Here is a 14315-nt window from a genome sequence, read left to right as displayed (position 1 = left end):
GGGCAGGGGGGGGCACAGGATGTTTGCGCGTGGACACGGATTTCCTCACACTTGCAGAGCCGTAGGTATAAAGTGTAGACCAGAGGTTGGCTCCGATCGCCTCCTATGGTAATCGATCACTGGCTTCACTGACCCAGGGCAGGTAAAGCCGTTTCCGTCGCCATAGGCGGACCATTAACCAAAAACTGGCTAAAAAGTATCCTGATGTTAGCAGGCTACTCGTCAATAACATCGGTAGATGGGCAAATTCCGTGGTATTTGCACCAAATCCCAGCAGTATATAGCCGAATAGCCAAGTGAGAGTGAGGGTGACCGCCAGACGACTGGCCGCTTGTGGTTCCTTGCCCCCCTGTTGGCGCAGCAGGGTCCATAGGGCCGGAATAAAGCCAATGACCGGGATCAGGCAAATGAATCCCTGGAGACGCTGGAGCGATCGTTCACCAAAGGGATCGGAACTGTTCATGGCTAATCCTTGTTAAAAACCGACGAATCGCGATCGCGGGGGCACGTTACCGGCATCAGTTTCCCGATCGCCAACCGGATCGCCAATCAGGGAAAAAACAAGATCACAAGGGTGTTGACAAGTTGGCAAGGATGGGGGGCCTCAATGGGCGGGTTTACAAAGTATTGTCAGTACCGATGAACCTTGGGCGTAACCCGCCCCTCCAGGAGGGGGTCTCCCTTGTCCTGGGCCTTCCCCTGGCGTAACCCGTCCCTACCGGGGGATATCGACACCCCTGGGATTCCCTAGTCCAGGTTGGGGTTCGGACGGCGATCGGGCAGTTGTTCGGCTTCGGGGCAATCCTCCGAAACCAGGGGTTCCACATCGCCACGGGGAACCGAGGCCAGCTTTTGGGTCACTGCGCCGATACTTTCCAGACGCACCATCTCCTCCCAGGAGCAGACTTCGTCTTCCTCCTCCGTTTCATAGCGCAGGGTGACAAGGTCACCTTCAATGTCCAGGATACGAACCCGCTCTAACCAACGCTGCTGATCCCGCAGAAAGATACAAACCTCGCGGCCTTCCGTACAGAGTTGGTAAAGTTTACGGTGCAACATTATTTACGGCTCCTGAGCAGATCGCTCGATCAGTACAAGCTCGACCCCGATCGTGATGCGGGGAATTGGAAAGACAATGGCAGTCAAACCCTTGGTGCTCAGTTGGGTAACTTGCTGTAGAGAATAACGCATTTTGGAACAATATCTATCTTTTTAGCCGCGATCGCAGCCAGATTAAAGGTAATTTCCCACGCCATCATTAGTTGATTCACGGGTCCTAAAGGGGTCCTAAACAAGTATGTTTCACGTCAGGATTCTCACCAAACCCTTCAAGCCTTCACCTTGCCAGCCAACCTAAGTCAGAGTTAAATGGATGGCTCACACACCCAGAAACAACCCACCGAGAAGGCACGGAGATGAGTCAAGTTTTACGGGCATTTTGACGCTAATTTCATTTTATAAGGGTTTGGTCGAGATTGACAGACCGGGCCTAACTCCTAACCCGTCGCTCCCCCACCAGCATTGCCGGGGAGGCCGCCACCAAGGGCTTATTGGGGGTAGCCGGGATAACATCCTCGTTTGCTTGCAAAATTTCAGGGTTAAAGCGGTAGCCCACATTACGAATGGTTTGAATAAGACTGGGTTGGCGCGGGTCCACCTCGATCTTTTTCCGCAGGGACAGGATATGGGTGTCAACGGTACGCGGATTATCGATCGCATCGGGCCAAGCCCGTCGCAGCAACTCGGAGCGGCTCAGGGGGACGCCTTCCGCCTGGGCTAACACATAGAGCAGGCTAAACTCCTGGGGGGTCAGATCAATGTCGGCCTCCTGATAGCGGACCCGGCGCTGTACCAAGTCGATCTTGAGGTCCCCATAGTCGAGGGAAGCCGGGGGGACGATCGAACGACTCCGGCGCATTAGCGCTTCCACCCGTGCCAGAAATTCTTGCATGCCAAAGGGTTTGGCTAAATAATCATCGGCCCCGGCCTTCAGCCCTGCCACCACGTCCGCCTCCGTACTGCGGGCGGAAAGCATCAGGATTAATACTTGCGGGTGCCGCCGCAGCCAGCTACACAATTCCAAACCGTCGCCATCGGGCAGTTCGGTATCTAAAATCACAAGGGTTGGTTGAAAGGTGAGAAAGGCTTCCCTCGCGGGATGGATGCCGGATGCTTGGGAAACTTTGTACCCCCCTTGCTGTAGATGCCAACCCAGCAACGATCGCAAGTGGGGATTGCCGCCAACAACCTGGACGCGGATTGCTCTCACAGCAGCCTCAATTCCTTATGGTGAACTGACTTTCAGGGTAACAGGGCATTTGTCAGGAATTTGTAACTAACGCTACGGGGAGCGGCTCGGTCGGGGGACCTTGCAGCGGGAATCAGGGACGGGGGTGGCTACGCGCTTGCCAGAAGTCCAGCAAAATTTGCTGGTGGGGCTTCCCGATCGGACAGGTGCGCCCCGCGCGTTCGGAGTAGTACTCACCCCGTTGAATAGCTGCGCGGGGCAGCAGTTGCATATCCCAGCCTTCACCAAGGACCAATTGCGCCAACCCAACGGTGAGGGGCGCAGCAAAGACGTGGCGCAGGGCAAATTCACCAGGGTATTGGCCAAAGGGGGAAATGTGCGGCGGCACATAGCCAATTTCTTCTTGCAGTTCGCGCCGAAGGGCCGTCTCTGGGGTTTCCCCCGGTTCCAGGTGCCCACCAAAGAAGCCCCAATGGCCGGGGTAGACAATGCCCGGGGTGTCATCCCGCAGTTGCATGAGGACCCGATCGTCCTGGTACAAAATGGCGATCGCCACCTGTGCTGTCCCAGCCATTCTCACCAACGACTATGCTTAAAGGATATGGCTATTATGCTAGCCCGAATCACCGAATGTAGCTGTTGGGGAGGGACGGTTCACAGTCACGATGCTACCCAGAGATAACTTACTGAAGGGCGTTGAACACCGCGAAGCCGTGGTGCGCCTGATTGATCTGGCGGAGCAGGCGATTAAAACCTGGGAGCCAGTCACGAGTGACTTCCTTTCGCCCCCGGAATTGGCGGAAATTCAACACCGGTTTCGCCCTTTGACGGAGGTGCATCTGGTGGCCTGGGGGGGCTATCCCCAAGCGGAGCGGCAGCGGGTTGTTGTGGCGCGATCGGACCTACCCTTGACGCCTGAGCAGGTAGACTTGACCGTCCTGGAGATCGCGGGCAATTTTCTCTTTGACACGGCCAGCCATCGGGATTTCCTGGGGGCCATGCTTGGCACCGGGATTGTGCGGGAGAAGGTGGGCGATATTTTGGTGCTGGGGGAACGGGGTGCCCAGGCGATCGTGGTGCCAGAGATTGCCGAATTTTTGGCTTTGCATCTAACCCAAGTGCGATCGGTCCCGGTCAAGACCCACGCGATCGCATTGGCAGAACTCAAGGTTCCCCCCCCCCGGCAAAAGGAACTGACGACGGTGGAGGCATCCTTACGGTTGGACGCGATCGCCTCAGCGGGGTTTGGCCTATCGCGCAGCAAGATGGCCGCGTTGATCGCAGCGGGCGAGGTGCGGGTGAACTGGAAGGAAGTGACCCAGGCGAGTAGTCCCCTAAAAAGTGGCGATTTGGTAGCAATTCGGGGAAAAGGGCGCTTAAGCGTGGGCGACATTGCGGTGACGAAGAAGGAGCGGTATCGGGTGCAGTTGAGCCGGTTTTACTAGCCGCTGGGACAAGATGCGGGTTCGAGAAGATGTACGGTAGGATACCCAATATGACGCTGTGAACTGGCGATGCCCATGTATGACCCCAATCTGGTTGAAACGCTGCAATGGACCACTGCGGCCCAGGTTAAGCTGAAAAATATTCCGTTCTTTGTGCGTTCCCAAGCCCGCCAGCGCATTGAGCAACTGGCCCGTGAACAGGAGTTGACGATCGTCACCCCGGAACTGGTTGAGCAGGCCCGTCTCGAATTCGGCCAATAAGGCCAGTCAACCCTACTGGGAAATCGCCAGCATGAAATGGATTTGGGATTGGCTCGAACGCCACTGGGTAGCTCCTGCCTATGCCGGGACAGTGCTTTTAGGCCTAGCGATCTTCTTTTTTGGAGCCGCCACCAATACCCTGGCTGGTTGGCTCTATGTTATGAGCGGGGTGAGCTTTGCCCTACTGGTGATGGCTGCAGCTCTACCCCTCCGATCGCTCCGTCAACTCCGCATCAGCCGCCGCCCCCTTGACCCCATCAGTGCGGGCGATCGCCTGAGCATTGAAATCCTCATCCATAATGAGAGTGACCGGGCTAAAACCCTGCTCCAGGTCCAGGATCAATTACCCTACGTCCTCGGTTCGCCGGTCAAAATCGCGATCGAACTCATTGAAGCCCACAGTACCTATCGCTGGCTCTACTACCACCCTAGCTACCGACGCGGCATCTATCGCTGGCAAACCCTGCAACTGCGCACGGCAACTCCCCTGGGCCTCTTTTGGTGCCGTCGGGAACAGCAGGCCCGTGCCAAAGCGATCGTCTATCCCAAAGTTTTGCCCCTCAGCCATTGCCCCCTTGTGGATGACCTTGGCCAGGACGATAGCCCCCAACTCAACAACGATGCCCGTCTGCAAAATGCGGTTTCTGGCCTCACCCGCTCCCTACGTCCCTACCGCTGGGGTGACCCTACCCGGTTAATCCACTGGCGCACCAGTGCCCGTTACGGCGATCTGCGGGTGCGAGAGCTGGAAGTTTTTACCGGTGGTCAAGCCGTCTTGGTTGGCCTCGATACCCAAATCCCCTGGCCTGTCCTACCCCCCACCCCCGCCAATATCGACACGCCTCCTGAAAAAGACGATGCCTTTGAGCAAGCGGTGATCGTGGCCGCCTCGCTTTACTTCTACGCGGGTCGCCAAAGCCTCCAAGCCAAAATTTGGACAGCGGCAACGGGGCTGGTGCAGGGCAATCGTCGCGTGTTGGAGGTCCTGGCAGCGACCTATCCCCAGGAGGACCTTCGGGCCGAGCCACCGCCGCGTCAACCGTTGATCTGGCTCACCTGTAACCCGGCTAGCCTAACCACTCTCCCGGCAGGCAGTCGCTGGGTTCTCTGGCAAACCGCCGACAGTCCTGCGCCACCTGCGGTTCCCCTGCCGGGCCTGATCATGCAAACCGAAGCGCCCCTGGCCGTACAATTGCAATCTCCCCTCTGGGCAAATCGGGGGGTTTAGCGAATCGGGGGGTTTCTAGGCTGGCCGCAATCCATACCCGCTATTGGCCACCGATCACAAATTGAACGTGGAATACAGCACTTCCATACCTGGTGAGGTACAGACAAGGGGCTTAAGCCCCTTGCTTACAAAACTTGACAATACATTAGAGAGGGGACGGCTGTAGCCGTCTGAGTATTCTGAGTATATTGTTTTTTCTGCTATCTCAGGGGCAGGCAGGATGCCTAACCCACAATTGTTTTTTCTGCTACTCATGGTACTGAGCGTGATAGATCAACTTGGTGTCCAGGCAGCGATCAATTGAGTGGCGATCGCATCCTGGGCAATCATCTGCCCCTGACGGTCAAATAAACGGGTACCGATCGTGATCTGGACATCTCCATACTGTTTCACATAAGCCTGTGCCTTCTGGGAAATGGTCGTGGCTAAGGCATGAAAAACCCTATCTGCCAATTCAAGTTCGACTAATTTTTTGTAAGCCGCATCTGCTGTCTTGCAAGCTAAAACAGCCTCTATGGCAGCGAGACTGCCACCTGTTCGAGCGATCGCGGCACTGATGATTTCTAATTTGGCATCGGCTAGGTGACTAGAGGTATTAAAAATGCCCCCGGCCAGCTTGACTAATTTCCCTTGGTAGCCCAGCAATAAAACGGATTCTGCACCGCGTAAGCCTGCTTCAACGAGCAAAGCGCCAATCCAGTTGCCTGTTTGCACAATGGCGGTTTCTGGAAAACCCATCTGTTGGGCAATGTGGATGCCATGACTACCAATGCAAAAGACCAAATGCGGATGTGATTTCACGTTTTTTTGCAGGATTTGACGTAAATCCTCCAGGTGCTCTTCGGCGGAAAGGGGCTGGGAAATGCCGCTCGTACCTAATAGTGACAGTCCTTCCAGGATACCAAAGGCTTCATTCGACGTTCGTTGGGCCAGTTGGCGACCTTCAGGCATGAGAATGGTGACAATGATAGTTTGATCAGAAGGAATCAACGGCAGCAGGTTTGCCTTAAATAAACGGTGAGCATATCGATAGATGGCTGGTTCTCCAGATATTGTTCTACCTATTCCCTCACCCGCTTCTAGAATAAGCGGTTCTGACTGACGGGGCAGAAGTTTGACCCAAGCCCAAATCGGGGTGTGGCGAGTCAGGTCTAAGTTATCACCAGGATCGCTAATGGTGATGGCCAGGGCACTGTTGAGGTCTAGGCGGGCAACCTGCTGAATGGGAATCGTTGCTTCACCGGGTAAGAGCGCGAGGGTGGCAGAGGGCGGCGGGGCCGGATAATTGGATTGGAGATGAACTAGGGCGGCTTTAGCAGCGGCGACAGCGAAAACAGGCAGGGTGTAACCAGAACGTGCCATTGGGGTCAAAAAATAAAGACGATCGCGTGTAGGGATGAAAACATCCTTAATTACCGTTTTACCCGAAGCGGCGGCGGGGCACTCCTAACGCACGGCGACAGTTGCCCTGTATTGGCAGGGACGAAGCAAGAAATTGTAGCCTAGCGCCTTATGGCGGTAGGGTTAGAGTTGCGGCAAGCATAGGGTGTAATATGTCCGATCGCAAACGTGTACTCATCCTGGGTGGGACCGGGGATGCGACTGCATTAGCGGCTCGAATTGCCGAAATCCCCGGCGTGGCAGTAATCACCTCGCTGGCTGGTCGCACACGTCAGCCGGTCGTACCCTCCGCAGATACCCGCATTGGCAGCTTTGGCGGTGTAGCAGGTCTCACGGACTACTTGCGACAACAGCCGATCGCTGGGCTGGTTGATGCAACCCATCCCTTTGCGGCTCAAATTTCTTTCCAGGCGGCGGCAGCAGCAGCAGCAGTGGGTATTCCCCATTTGCTGCTGGTGCGTCCAGCCTGGGAGCGGACAGTGGGCGATCGCTGGATTGAAGTAGACAGCCATGAAGCAGCGGCAACCGTATTGCCAGGAGTTGCCCAGCGCATCTTTTTGACGATCGGACGGCAAGAACTCGCAGCCTTCGCCCGCCTTCACGACCACTGGTTTCTGATGCGCATGATTGATCCCCCCTTACCGGCGGCGGCAGTCCCCCCCGGCAAACTGCTGCTAGAACGGGGACCCTTTTCACTGGCGCATGAGCGATCGCTGTTGCAGGCGTATAAAATTGGGGCGATCGTGAGTAAGAACAGTGGTGGTGAAGCCACCTATGCCAAAATTATCGCTGCCCGTGAGTTAGCTATCCCCGTTGTGATGATTCAACGTCCGCCCATGCCACCAGCAGCAGTGGTTACCGATATCGAAAGTGTGCTGACATGGATAAAAAGTACGTTGTTGCAATTAGCGAAATAGTTGTTGGCCCAGAAGTGTTGAATGACAGTAATTTTGTTAAAAATAGCCTCTAATTGTGTAAACTAGAGATCATAAAAATCAAAATTAAATTAGTATAATGATATCAAATTTTTCTGAGATTGTTCAAAAACATCTGAGCCACATCGCCACGGATGACTATCCCGTCTTCAACAGTTTTCCATTGGTTTCGCTTTAGCTCTTCTTTGTTCCGGATCAGCGTCAAAGCAGTATGAGGAGCGTCTTCAAGCGCTTAAATATTCGTGAAATCAAGGTCAAGATTTCTACTTTTTCTAAGGCCAGTAAGAACCGTGATTCTCAGATACTTTATGATCTTTTTTTGATTCTGAAGCAGAGACTTCACAAAAGGCATAAGATTGATGCTGAATCGATTGCCAAGAATGTAAATGGCATCGAGATACAAACTTATGCGTGTTTGATCGCTAACGTTTGTGATGCCAGTGAGTGGCATAGCTCAGGATAGACAGGGCGATCGCAGCTTAAACGGCCTCTAATCTAACCAGAAGAACCCGCTAAACCCACCCATTCGCAGTCTACCGTAACCTCTCGTCCCGCCCCCAGCGATCGGCTGCCCCAGTCCGAGAACCGCGATCACGCGATAATCTTTTAATAGCATCGCCAGCGCTTGCGTCCGACCTTTACCAACAATCACAACCCAAGCATCTCGCGGGTCACGGGCAACTGACTGATATCGAGCATGGCGGTTTGCAACAGAGTTGGCAAGTGGTAAACCCCTCATTAGGACTGGCTTAGCCAGAGGATTACCAAGGTGACCAGCAGCAGCAAGAGACCGCTCGCACTGGCGAGGGGTTGGCGATCGTACCCAATAACCCAGGCGGGGGCGGTCTCCCGGTAATGAATGATCTGAGCCGCATCAAGGCTACTGAGGCCCCACACCCAACCCGCATGAAGGCCCCAGGCAAGGCCAATGCTACTGTTGGTGCACCAGCAGGCGACCGCAAGGACTATCCCCATTAGCCAGAGGCCGGGAAGTTGGGGGATAGCGGCACGGGGATGCCAAACCAAATGACTTAGGGCAAACAGCAGACTGGTGACGATCGCTGCCGTCACCTTGCCAAAATCCTGTTGCCACTCGGTAAGGATGAACCCCCGAAAAATCAACTCTTCTGTACCCCCAATCCAAAGGCCAATGAGGGCGGGGAGCAACAGCCAATTGCGGAGTTTTTCTGGGTGGCTAGGGGGCATTGTTGGGGCGGGGGGTGGCCAGATCAACCAGGGCCACTGGCTGAGATAAAGTAACCCGATACCGCCCAAGGCAATTCCTAACCCGATCCCGATCGCCCGGAGCAAGGTTCCACCCCAAACCAGGCCGTAGTCCCCCAGATCCCCTCCCTGCGCCTGGACCATGAGCCAAATCAAGCCGGGACCAATGCTATATAACGACGCGATTAGAGCCAGTTTCTGGGAAATTTGTAAGGGCTGAAACGGTCGCCAACGCACAAAATAGGCCGTGATCAGGGCGATCGGTAGCCATGCCAAAAGCCAGATCAGTAGAAACACGCTGATCCGTAGACTGCCAGCCCCCAATGGCCAGGGAATTTGCATTAACACAAAGTTGACGACACCCGTAAGTTTCGCCGCCAAACTCATAGTCATGGGGGTGTTTAACACCACTGTTAATTTATCGACAGTCAATTTATAGATAGTAAATGTGACTGGAGAGCGATGGCCATCGGTGGGCAGCGTCCAATTTCACCCCCGTATTCTACCCCAGGGCAAACAGGTTGTGACCTCAACACCCATCCTCTGGGTTCAGCTAGGGGATAGATGCGGGAAAAAGATCATTTCCCTAAACAACCCGTCTCAAAATTGCTCCCAATCCGAACCGGAACGGAGAACACCCAAAACCATCTTGCCCCCAACTCCCCGCAGCTTATTTCCTACGGTTAGATTTCCACTATCAGCAAGCCGCCGTGAGGCCCAATCCCATTGGCAAAACCTCAGTCAAATTCAGCAAAAGAGCTACCGGCTCTGGAGTCAGCAATTATTCCAAAGCCGATCGCACCCAAGACCCACCGCAAGGGAGGCACGAGGGTTGTCAATCAAGATTAATCCTCACTGGCACCATTCTCACCCTTACCGGGATTGCCCACCTGGATTAAGTGGATGTGCTTGTAACCCAGCTTGATTTCAAATTCATCTCCAGGTTCTAGACCCATTGACTGGGTATAGGTCGCACCAATCACGATTTGACCATTCTTGTGCACACTCACGCGATAGGTCGGTTCCCGTCCCCGACCATCCTTAGAACCTTCAGGATCAAGTTCAATCCCCCGTGCCTCTAGCAGGGCGCTATAAAAGTCCGCCACATTGACACGCGTCTGATTGCTCTTGGAGACCGTGTAGTAGCCACAGCGCTTTGCCTTTTCCCGTACCGAGAGGTCTGAGAGTTCTTTAACCTTTTGAAGTAGCGCCTTCCCTGTGAGTGGAGCCGTTGCAGTTTCAGCCATAATTTTACAAAGTTTCCTCCCGCTAGGACGATTGTTTTTGCCTAATTGGCAACTCTATATAAGAATATTAGCCTTAAAATCCTAAAAATTGGCAAGTTTTTTTGATAAGTTTTCTAGGATTGACTTAAGATTTTTCCCTAGAATGATGAGCGATTACTTGCTGAGCGAACCGTTCCGATCGTGGGAGGGGATCGATTGCTTGGTGCGATCGGGCTGATAATAACGATCAGGCTGGACAATCCCCCCCCGGGCTACGGTCATTGTCCGGAAGAAAGTGGGGTACGGTGTGAAACTGGCAGGACAATCCGGGTGTTTTAGGTACCAGCTAATGGGTCAGAAGCTGACGGTTCAAGCCCTACTTTGTCCAAAATCGATCACTTGTCCCAAACTTGCAAGTGCGAGTTCCTGGGAAATGTTGGGGGAGTGACGGTACGTTACAATAAACCCGAACCTTAAACACGCCCGTTATCCTCCGGGGCGGTTGTGTGTGGGTATCCCCTGGTTAGCGACGTTACCCTCAGGCTTAACCGCCGGTGATTTCCCTCGTTTTACCCGTAATTCAGAGGGATGCTCCAGACTCGTATCCCATCCGTGTTAAACCCTTTACCATGCAAGTCTCCTTTAAAATCCAGCGCCAGTCTTCCCAGGATCTCCCTAGCTTCCAGACCTATATATTAGAGGTGGAATCGGGCACCACGATTTTGGAGTGTTTGAACCGGATTAAGTGGGAACAGGACGGTACCCTGGCGTTTCGGAAAAATTGTCGGAATACGATTTGTGGCAGTTGTGCCATGCGCATTAATGGTCGATCGGCGCTGGCCTGCAAGGAAAATGTGGGCAGTGAATTGGCCCGTTTCAGTTCCCCGGATAGGCCAGAAATTACGATCGCGCCCCTTGGCAACCTCCCCGTTGTTAAAGATTTGGTTGTCAATATGCAGAGTTTTTGGGACACCCTCGCCGTGGTCGATCCCTATGTCAGTGCTTCGGCTCGTCAGGTAGCCCTCTCAACGCCGGACAACGATCGCGAGTTTCTACAATCCCCCGCCGAGCGGGCCAAGTTAGATCAGGTAGGTAATTGTATCCTCTGTGGGGCCTGTTATTCCGAGTGTAATGCGCGGGAAGTCAATCCCAAATTTGTCGGTCCCCATGCCCTCGCGAAGGCCTATCGTCTGGTGGCCGACAACCGGGATGATCGCACGGAAGAGCGGTTAGATCTCTATAACCAGGGTAGCCAAGGGGTCTGGGGTTGCACGCGCTGCTACTACTGCAATACGGTGTGCCCGATGGACGTAGCCCCGATGGATCAAATTGGCAAAATTAAGGGAGCAATTCTGGCCCGGAAGGATGCCCAAGCCAGTCGTCCCATCCGCCACCGCAAGCTGTTGGTCGAACTGGTCAAACAGGGTGGTTGGGTGGATGAACGCCGCTTTGGGATTACGGTCGTGGGCAATTCCTTCCGTGATTGGCGCGGGCTGGCTAGCCTCGGTCCCCTGGGCCTGCGGATGCTGGTACGGGGTAAATTCCCCTTCAGTTTTGAGGCATCCGCAGGAACAGAAACCGTGCGATCGCTGATTGAAGCCGTGGAAGCGTGGTTAGCGACCGAGGCATCCCCTGAGCCGACCGCCACCACTGCCGCCGATTCGGACTAAGAACCTGGGGACGAACGGACCCTGGATACCGTATGGTTTAAAGCGTATTTAGCCGTCTTGCAATTTCCTATGTCTTCAGATACCTCGACCCCGGAAACTACGCCCGCGCCAGTTCCTACGATCGCCGACCCTGCCCGCCCGACCCCCACCTTTGGTTGGAGCGCCTATGCCGAGCAACTGAATGGACGTTTTGCCATGATTGGCTTTGTGGCCCTCTTAATCCTGGAGTTTTTCACCCACCAGGACTTTTTCACCTGGTTAGGCTTACGCTAGCACCAGTCAATTGCCAATGAAATGTGGGGTAGCCGTCTCACCGGTTTGGGTGACAGACAGGATGCCTATCTCACAACATTCAACCCATCTAAAATCTAAAATCTAAAATCTAAAATTCCACTCAGGGACCGAATTCACCCACCCGTAGGGGGCGTCCATTGCGATCGTAGACCAACACATCCCACTGACCGTTGATAGCCGCCTGGAAGGCGATCGTGCGCCCATCGGCACTGATGCTAGGATGGCGCACCTCAGCCTCCAGACCACTGGTGAGGAGGCGCAGTTGGCGGGTGGTGCGATCGTAGAGATAAATGCCGGTACGTCCCTGCCGACTGCCGGTGAAGACAATCGTTTGCCCGCCTTCCGCAACGGCGGGATCAGAAGCCAGCATATCGAGGGCATTGAGGCCGGGAACATCGACCAGGCGACGGGTGGTGAGATCAAACAGGTAAATATCCTGGCTCCCCCGGCGATCGGAGGCAAAGACCAGATAGCGACCACTCACGGCGGGGCTGAGATCACTCCCCATACTATTGAGGCTCTGGCCACCGATGGGGTCGAAGGGAAAGTTGAGTAGCCGTCCGGCACCAGTGCAACCGCCCAGGAGGGTGGTCAGGCTGAGGAGGAGGGTAAGGGTTAACGGATGACGCTTGGGAACCACAGAGGCACAGAGAACACAGGGGGTTGATGACGAAGGGCCGGTTCAGGGGGGCGTGCCAGGGGCAATATCGAGTTCAATGCCCGGTCCGCGATCAAAGACTTCGATGTCCCATTGGCCACGCCGACTGGTTTCAAAGGCAATATAGCGACCGTCGGGGCTAATGCTAGGGTTACGGACCCAACCCCGATAGCCAGTACTCAACACCTCAACGCGCTGGGTGGCCCGATCGTAGAGTTCCACTTCTGGCTTGCCGCGATCGCTGGCAATATACACAATATAGCGGGCGGTACGGCTGAGGCTAGGGTTTTCAGCAATCGCGTCGGGGCGATTCAGGCGGGGCAGGGTAATAAATTGGCGTTGTTGCAGATCGTAGAGCAGAATATTCCGTCCCCCATTGCGATCGGAGACAAAGGCCAAATAGCGACCATCGCCACTCAGGGCTGGCTGCTCATCCGTAGTCCGGCTGTTGAGGGCAACGGGTCCCAAATTCTGGTTGCCAGACAGGCAGGCCGTGAGCAAACCCAGACAGCCCCAGCCCAGCAAACGGGTGAGTACTTGATCCAGCCTCAACATAACAGGTCCTGTCGTTAGGATAGGCCACTGCCGCCAAGGTTCCCAGGCAATGCCGACGCGGGCAACCAGCTAGTCATCAAAATCATTGCGGCGATCATTGGCCGCATCGGACTGGGGACGCGCCTCCGGGCGATCGTCGCGATGATCGTCGTCCCGATCCTCCGGATCGGGTGCATCGATCGGTTGATACGCCACATAATCCGCACTCGGAATCTCCGCTTCTGGGGGAGGGGCCGATCGCCGATTGGGCGACGGGGCCTCATTACTGGCGGGCCGCTTGCGCTTCCGGCGGGGCGGCGGGGCATCGATGGATCTAGCCTCAGTTCGGACAGGCCCACTGGCCTCCTCGGTGGGGGGGCGACGGCGGGGGGGCGATTCTCGGTAATCCCGTGGCCCAGCCGGTGACTCCCGACGATCGCTGGTCATGGTACCAGGGGCCTCATTGGGGCGACTGGGGCGACGCTTACGCGGTCGAGGACTAGGTTCACTGTCCCAGTCATCGTCACTACGACGGGGAGGAGCGCTGTCGCCAGCATGGCGCGATCGCGGGGCGGGGCGATCGTCGCTGTAGTCATCATCCCAATAGTCGTCATAACGTTCATTCGGACGGCTATCCCGACTTCCCCGAATGCGACGGGTGGTCGATCGTTGCTCAAACGAAACTAAATCATCCAACTCGGCCCGGTACACCCGACTGACGGGCCGCTCCTCATCCACGATCGGGGTATTACGCTTAGCCTGTTCCGTCGCCACCCCGCGCAGGCGAATACTTTCCACCGCAAAAAAGATGGCCGATCCCGCCACCAAAAACTGCCCAAACTGGAGAATGGGGTCCAGCCGCCAGCCCTGGAACAACAGGATGAGGCCGCTGACCAACCCGACCGCTGCGAAGAAAATGTCGTGATCCCGCGAGAGTTCCGGGCGAAAGGAGCGTAACACATACAGCCCCAGCCCAGCCGCTGCGAGTGCAATACCAAGGATACTGGCTGGATTCAGCCCAAGATTGACCATCGTAACTCTCTATAGATTCGGTGCAGACTTTAGCGTGGCGCAGAACTCGAATGGGCGCAAATTTTGGCTCAAGGTAGACCTCGGATCAGGACAGCCTGGGTATCGTACTGCGTTTGACCCAACCTAAATTAAGCTTGGCAGCATACTCGGCTCACGGGC

General features: G+C 55.2%; 17 protein-coding genes. 7 read left to right on the top strand and 10 right to left on the bottom strand.

Annotation, left to right across the window (positions count from 1 at the left end; translation table 11 throughout):
* Nucleotides 1–103: 103 nt before the first annotated feature.
* Both ACWIUF_RS18180 and ACWIUF_RS18175 read right to left on the bottom strand, forming a co-directional pair.
* The gene (locus ACWIUF_RS18180) at nucleotides 104–463 is read right to left on the bottom strand and encodes a hypothetical protein (RefSeq protein WP_448573935.1); all 360 of its coding nucleotides are present in this window, start codon (nucleotides 461–463) and stop codon (nucleotides 104–106) included.
* A gap of 284 nt (nucleotides 464–747) precedes the next feature.
* On the bottom strand, nucleotides 748–1059 hold the full coding sequence (locus ACWIUF_RS18175; protein ID WP_448563094.1) for a DUF6679 family protein: 312 nt from the start codon (nucleotides 1057–1059) through the stop codon (nucleotides 748–750).
* On the opposite strand from ACWIUF_RS18175, the gene ACWIUF_RS18170 reads away from it, so the two are divergent.
* Entirely contained in the window at nucleotides 1051–1179 is a 129-nt protein-coding gene (locus ACWIUF_RS18170; RefSeq protein WP_448573934.1) for a hypothetical protein, read from the top strand. The genes ACWIUF_RS18175 and ACWIUF_RS18170 overlap by 9 nt on opposite strands.
* Before the next feature lie 310 nt (nucleotides 1180–1489).
* Here ACWIUF_RS18170 and ACWIUF_RS18165 read toward each other — a convergent pair whose 3' ends face one another.
* Nucleotides 1490–2269: a response regulator transcription factor gene (locus ACWIUF_RS18165; RefSeq protein ID WP_448573933.1), complete on the bottom strand. Its 780-nt coding sequence runs from the start codon at nucleotides 2267–2269 to the stop codon at nucleotides 1490–1492.
* 112 nt (nucleotides 2270–2381) lie between these two features.
* Nucleotides 2382–2822 (bottom strand): NUDIX hydrolase, encoded by a 441-nt coding sequence (locus tag ACWIUF_RS18160; protein ID WP_448573932.1) that lies wholly within the window; start codon nucleotides 2820–2822, stop codon nucleotides 2382–2384.
* Nucleotides 2823–2913: 91 nt separating this feature from the next.
* Between ACWIUF_RS18160 and ACWIUF_RS18155 the strand changes: the two genes are divergently transcribed.
* From ACWIUF_RS18155 to ACWIUF_RS18145, 3 genes are all read left to right on the top strand, one after another.
* Entirely contained in the window at nucleotides 2914–3693 is a 780-nt protein-coding gene (locus tag ACWIUF_RS18155) for a photosystem II S4 domain protein (protein ID WP_448573931.1), read from the top strand.
* A 69-nt stretch (nucleotides 3694–3762) separates the two neighbouring features.
* Complete coding sequence (locus ACWIUF_RS18150; protein ID WP_448573930.1) at nucleotides 3763–3954, top strand: PCP reductase family protein; 192 nt, start codon at nucleotides 3763–3765, stop codon at nucleotides 3952–3954.
* A gap of 31 nt (nucleotides 3955–3985) precedes the next feature.
* A complete protein-coding gene (locus ACWIUF_RS18145; protein WP_448573929.1) occupies nucleotides 3986–5182 on the top strand; it encodes a DUF58 domain-containing protein in 1197 nt (398 codons plus the stop codon).
* Between the two features lie 273 nt (nucleotides 5183–5455).
* Here ACWIUF_RS18145 and cbiD read toward each other — a convergent pair whose 3' ends face one another.
* Nucleotides 5456–6544, bottom strand: a complete 1089-nt coding sequence (gene cbiD, locus ACWIUF_RS18140) for a cobalt-precorrin-5B (C(1))-methyltransferase CbiD (protein ID WP_448573928.1) — start codon at nucleotides 6542–6544, stop codon at nucleotides 5456–5458.
* Between the two features lie 191 nt (nucleotides 6545–6735).
* Between cbiD and ACWIUF_RS18135 the strand changes: the two genes are divergently transcribed.
* On the top strand, nucleotides 6736–7500 hold the full coding sequence (locus tag ACWIUF_RS18135; protein ID WP_448573927.1) for a cobalt-precorrin-6A reductase: 765 nt from the start codon (nucleotides 6736–6738) through the stop codon (nucleotides 7498–7500).
* Nucleotides 7501–8256: 756 nt separating this feature from the next.
* On the opposite strand, the gene ACWIUF_RS18130 is transcribed toward ACWIUF_RS18135, so the two are convergent.
* Together ACWIUF_RS18130 and ACWIUF_RS18125 are read right to left on the bottom strand one after the other, a co-directional pair.
* Nucleotides 8257–9135 carry a CPBP family intramembrane glutamic endopeptidase gene (locus ACWIUF_RS18130; RefSeq protein WP_448573926.1) on the bottom strand — a complete coding sequence of 293 codons (879 nt, stop codon included), beginning with the start codon at nucleotides 9133–9135 and terminating at the stop codon, nucleotides 8257–8259.
* Nucleotides 9136–9587: 452 nt separating this feature from the next.
* Complete coding sequence (locus tag ACWIUF_RS18125; protein ID WP_448573925.1) at nucleotides 9588–9989, bottom strand: AbrB family transcriptional regulator; 402 nt, start codon at nucleotides 9987–9989, stop codon at nucleotides 9588–9590.
* Nucleotides 9990–10597: 608 nt separating this feature from the next.
* On the opposite strand from ACWIUF_RS18125, the gene ACWIUF_RS18120 reads away from it, so the two are divergent.
* Nucleotides 10598–11638, top strand: a complete 1041-nt coding sequence (locus ACWIUF_RS18120) for a succinate dehydrogenase/fumarate reductase iron-sulfur subunit (protein WP_448573924.1) — start codon at nucleotides 10598–10600, stop codon at nucleotides 11636–11638.
* Nucleotides 11639–11707: 69 nt separating this feature from the next.
* Complete coding sequence (locus ACWIUF_RS18115; RefSeq protein WP_448573923.1) at nucleotides 11708–11911, top strand: chlorophyll a/b-binding protein; 204 nt, start codon at nucleotides 11708–11710, stop codon at nucleotides 11909–11911.
* Between the two features lie 121 nt (nucleotides 11912–12032).
* Here ACWIUF_RS18115 and ACWIUF_RS18110 read toward each other — a convergent pair whose 3' ends face one another.
* The 3 genes from ACWIUF_RS18110 to ACWIUF_RS18100 form a co-directional block, all read right to left on the bottom strand.
* Complete coding sequence (locus tag ACWIUF_RS18110; RefSeq protein WP_448573922.1) at nucleotides 12033–12572, bottom strand: TolB family protein; 540 nt, start codon at nucleotides 12570–12572, stop codon at nucleotides 12033–12035.
* A 42-nt stretch (nucleotides 12573–12614) separates the two neighbouring features.
* Complete coding sequence (locus tag ACWIUF_RS18105; protein WP_448573921.1) at nucleotides 12615–13145, bottom strand: TolB family protein; 531 nt, start codon at nucleotides 13143–13145, stop codon at nucleotides 12615–12617.
* A gap of 69 nt (nucleotides 13146–13214) precedes the next feature.
* Nucleotides 13215–14156 (bottom strand): Ycf66 family protein, encoded by a 942-nt coding sequence (locus ACWIUF_RS18100; protein ID WP_448573920.1) that lies wholly within the window; start codon nucleotides 14154–14156, stop codon nucleotides 13215–13217.
* Nucleotides 14157–14315: the final 159 nt, after the last annotated feature.

Source organism: Trichothermofontia sp. (assembly GCF_053493415.1).
The sequence above is the reverse complement of the archived record's forward strand: the minus strand, read 5'-3'. Positions and strand labels throughout refer to the sequence as shown.

What these genes read in the sequence shown, in the direction of transcription:
- ACWIUF_RS18180 (WP_448573935.1), bottom strand. Translation starts at nt 463, where the DNA reads ATGAACAGTTCCGATCCCTTTGGTGAACGATCGCTCCAGCGTCTCCAG.
- ACWIUF_RS18105 (WP_448573921.1), bottom strand. Translation starts at nt 13,145, where the DNA reads ATGTTGAGGCTGGATCAAGTACTCACCCGTTTGCTGGGCTGGGGCTGT.
- ACWIUF_RS18115 (WP_448573923.1), top strand. Translation starts at nt 11,708, where the DNA reads ATGTCTTCAGATACCTCGACCCCGGAAACTACGCCCGCGCCAGTTCCT.
- ACWIUF_RS18155 (WP_448573931.1), top strand. Translation starts at nt 2,914, where the DNA reads ATGCTACCCAGAGATAACTTACTGAAGGGCGTTGAACACCGCGAAGCC.
- ACWIUF_RS18175 (WP_448563094.1), bottom strand. Translation starts at nt 1,059, where the DNA reads ATGTTGCACCGTAAACTTTACCAACTCTGTACGGAAGGCCGCGAGGTT.
- ACWIUF_RS18150 (WP_448573930.1), top strand. Translation starts at nt 3,763, where the DNA reads ATGCCCATGTATGACCCCAATCTGGTTGAAACGCTGCAATGGACCACT.
- ACWIUF_RS18120 (WP_448573924.1), top strand. Translation starts at nt 10,598, where the DNA reads ATGCAAGTCTCCTTTAAAATCCAGCGCCAGTCTTCCCAGGATCTCCCT.
- ACWIUF_RS18160 (WP_448573932.1), bottom strand. Translation starts at nt 2,822, where the DNA reads ATGGCTGGGACAGCACAGGTGGCGATCGCCATTTTGTACCAGGACGAT.
- ACWIUF_RS18130 (WP_448573926.1), bottom strand. Translation starts at nt 9,135, where the DNA reads ATGACTATGAGTTTGGCGGCGAAACTTACGGGTGTCGTCAACTTTGTG.
- ACWIUF_RS18100 (WP_448573920.1), bottom strand. Translation starts at nt 14,156, where the DNA reads ATGGTCAATCTTGGGCTGAATCCAGCCAGTATCCTTGGTATTGCACTC.
- cbiD (WP_448573928.1), bottom strand. Translation starts at nt 6,544, where the DNA reads ATGGCACGTTCTGGTTACACCCTGCCTGTTTTCGCTGTCGCCGCTGCT.
- ACWIUF_RS18135 (WP_448573927.1), top strand. Translation starts at nt 6,736, where the DNA reads ATGTCCGATCGCAAACGTGTACTCATCCTGGGTGGGACCGGGGATGCG.
- ACWIUF_RS18145 (WP_448573929.1), top strand. Translation starts at nt 3,986, where the DNA reads ATGAAATGGATTTGGGATTGGCTCGAACGCCACTGGGTAGCTCCTGCC.
- ACWIUF_RS18125 (WP_448573925.1), bottom strand. Translation starts at nt 9,989, where the DNA reads ATGGCTGAAACTGCAACGGCTCCACTCACAGGGAAGGCGCTACTTCAA.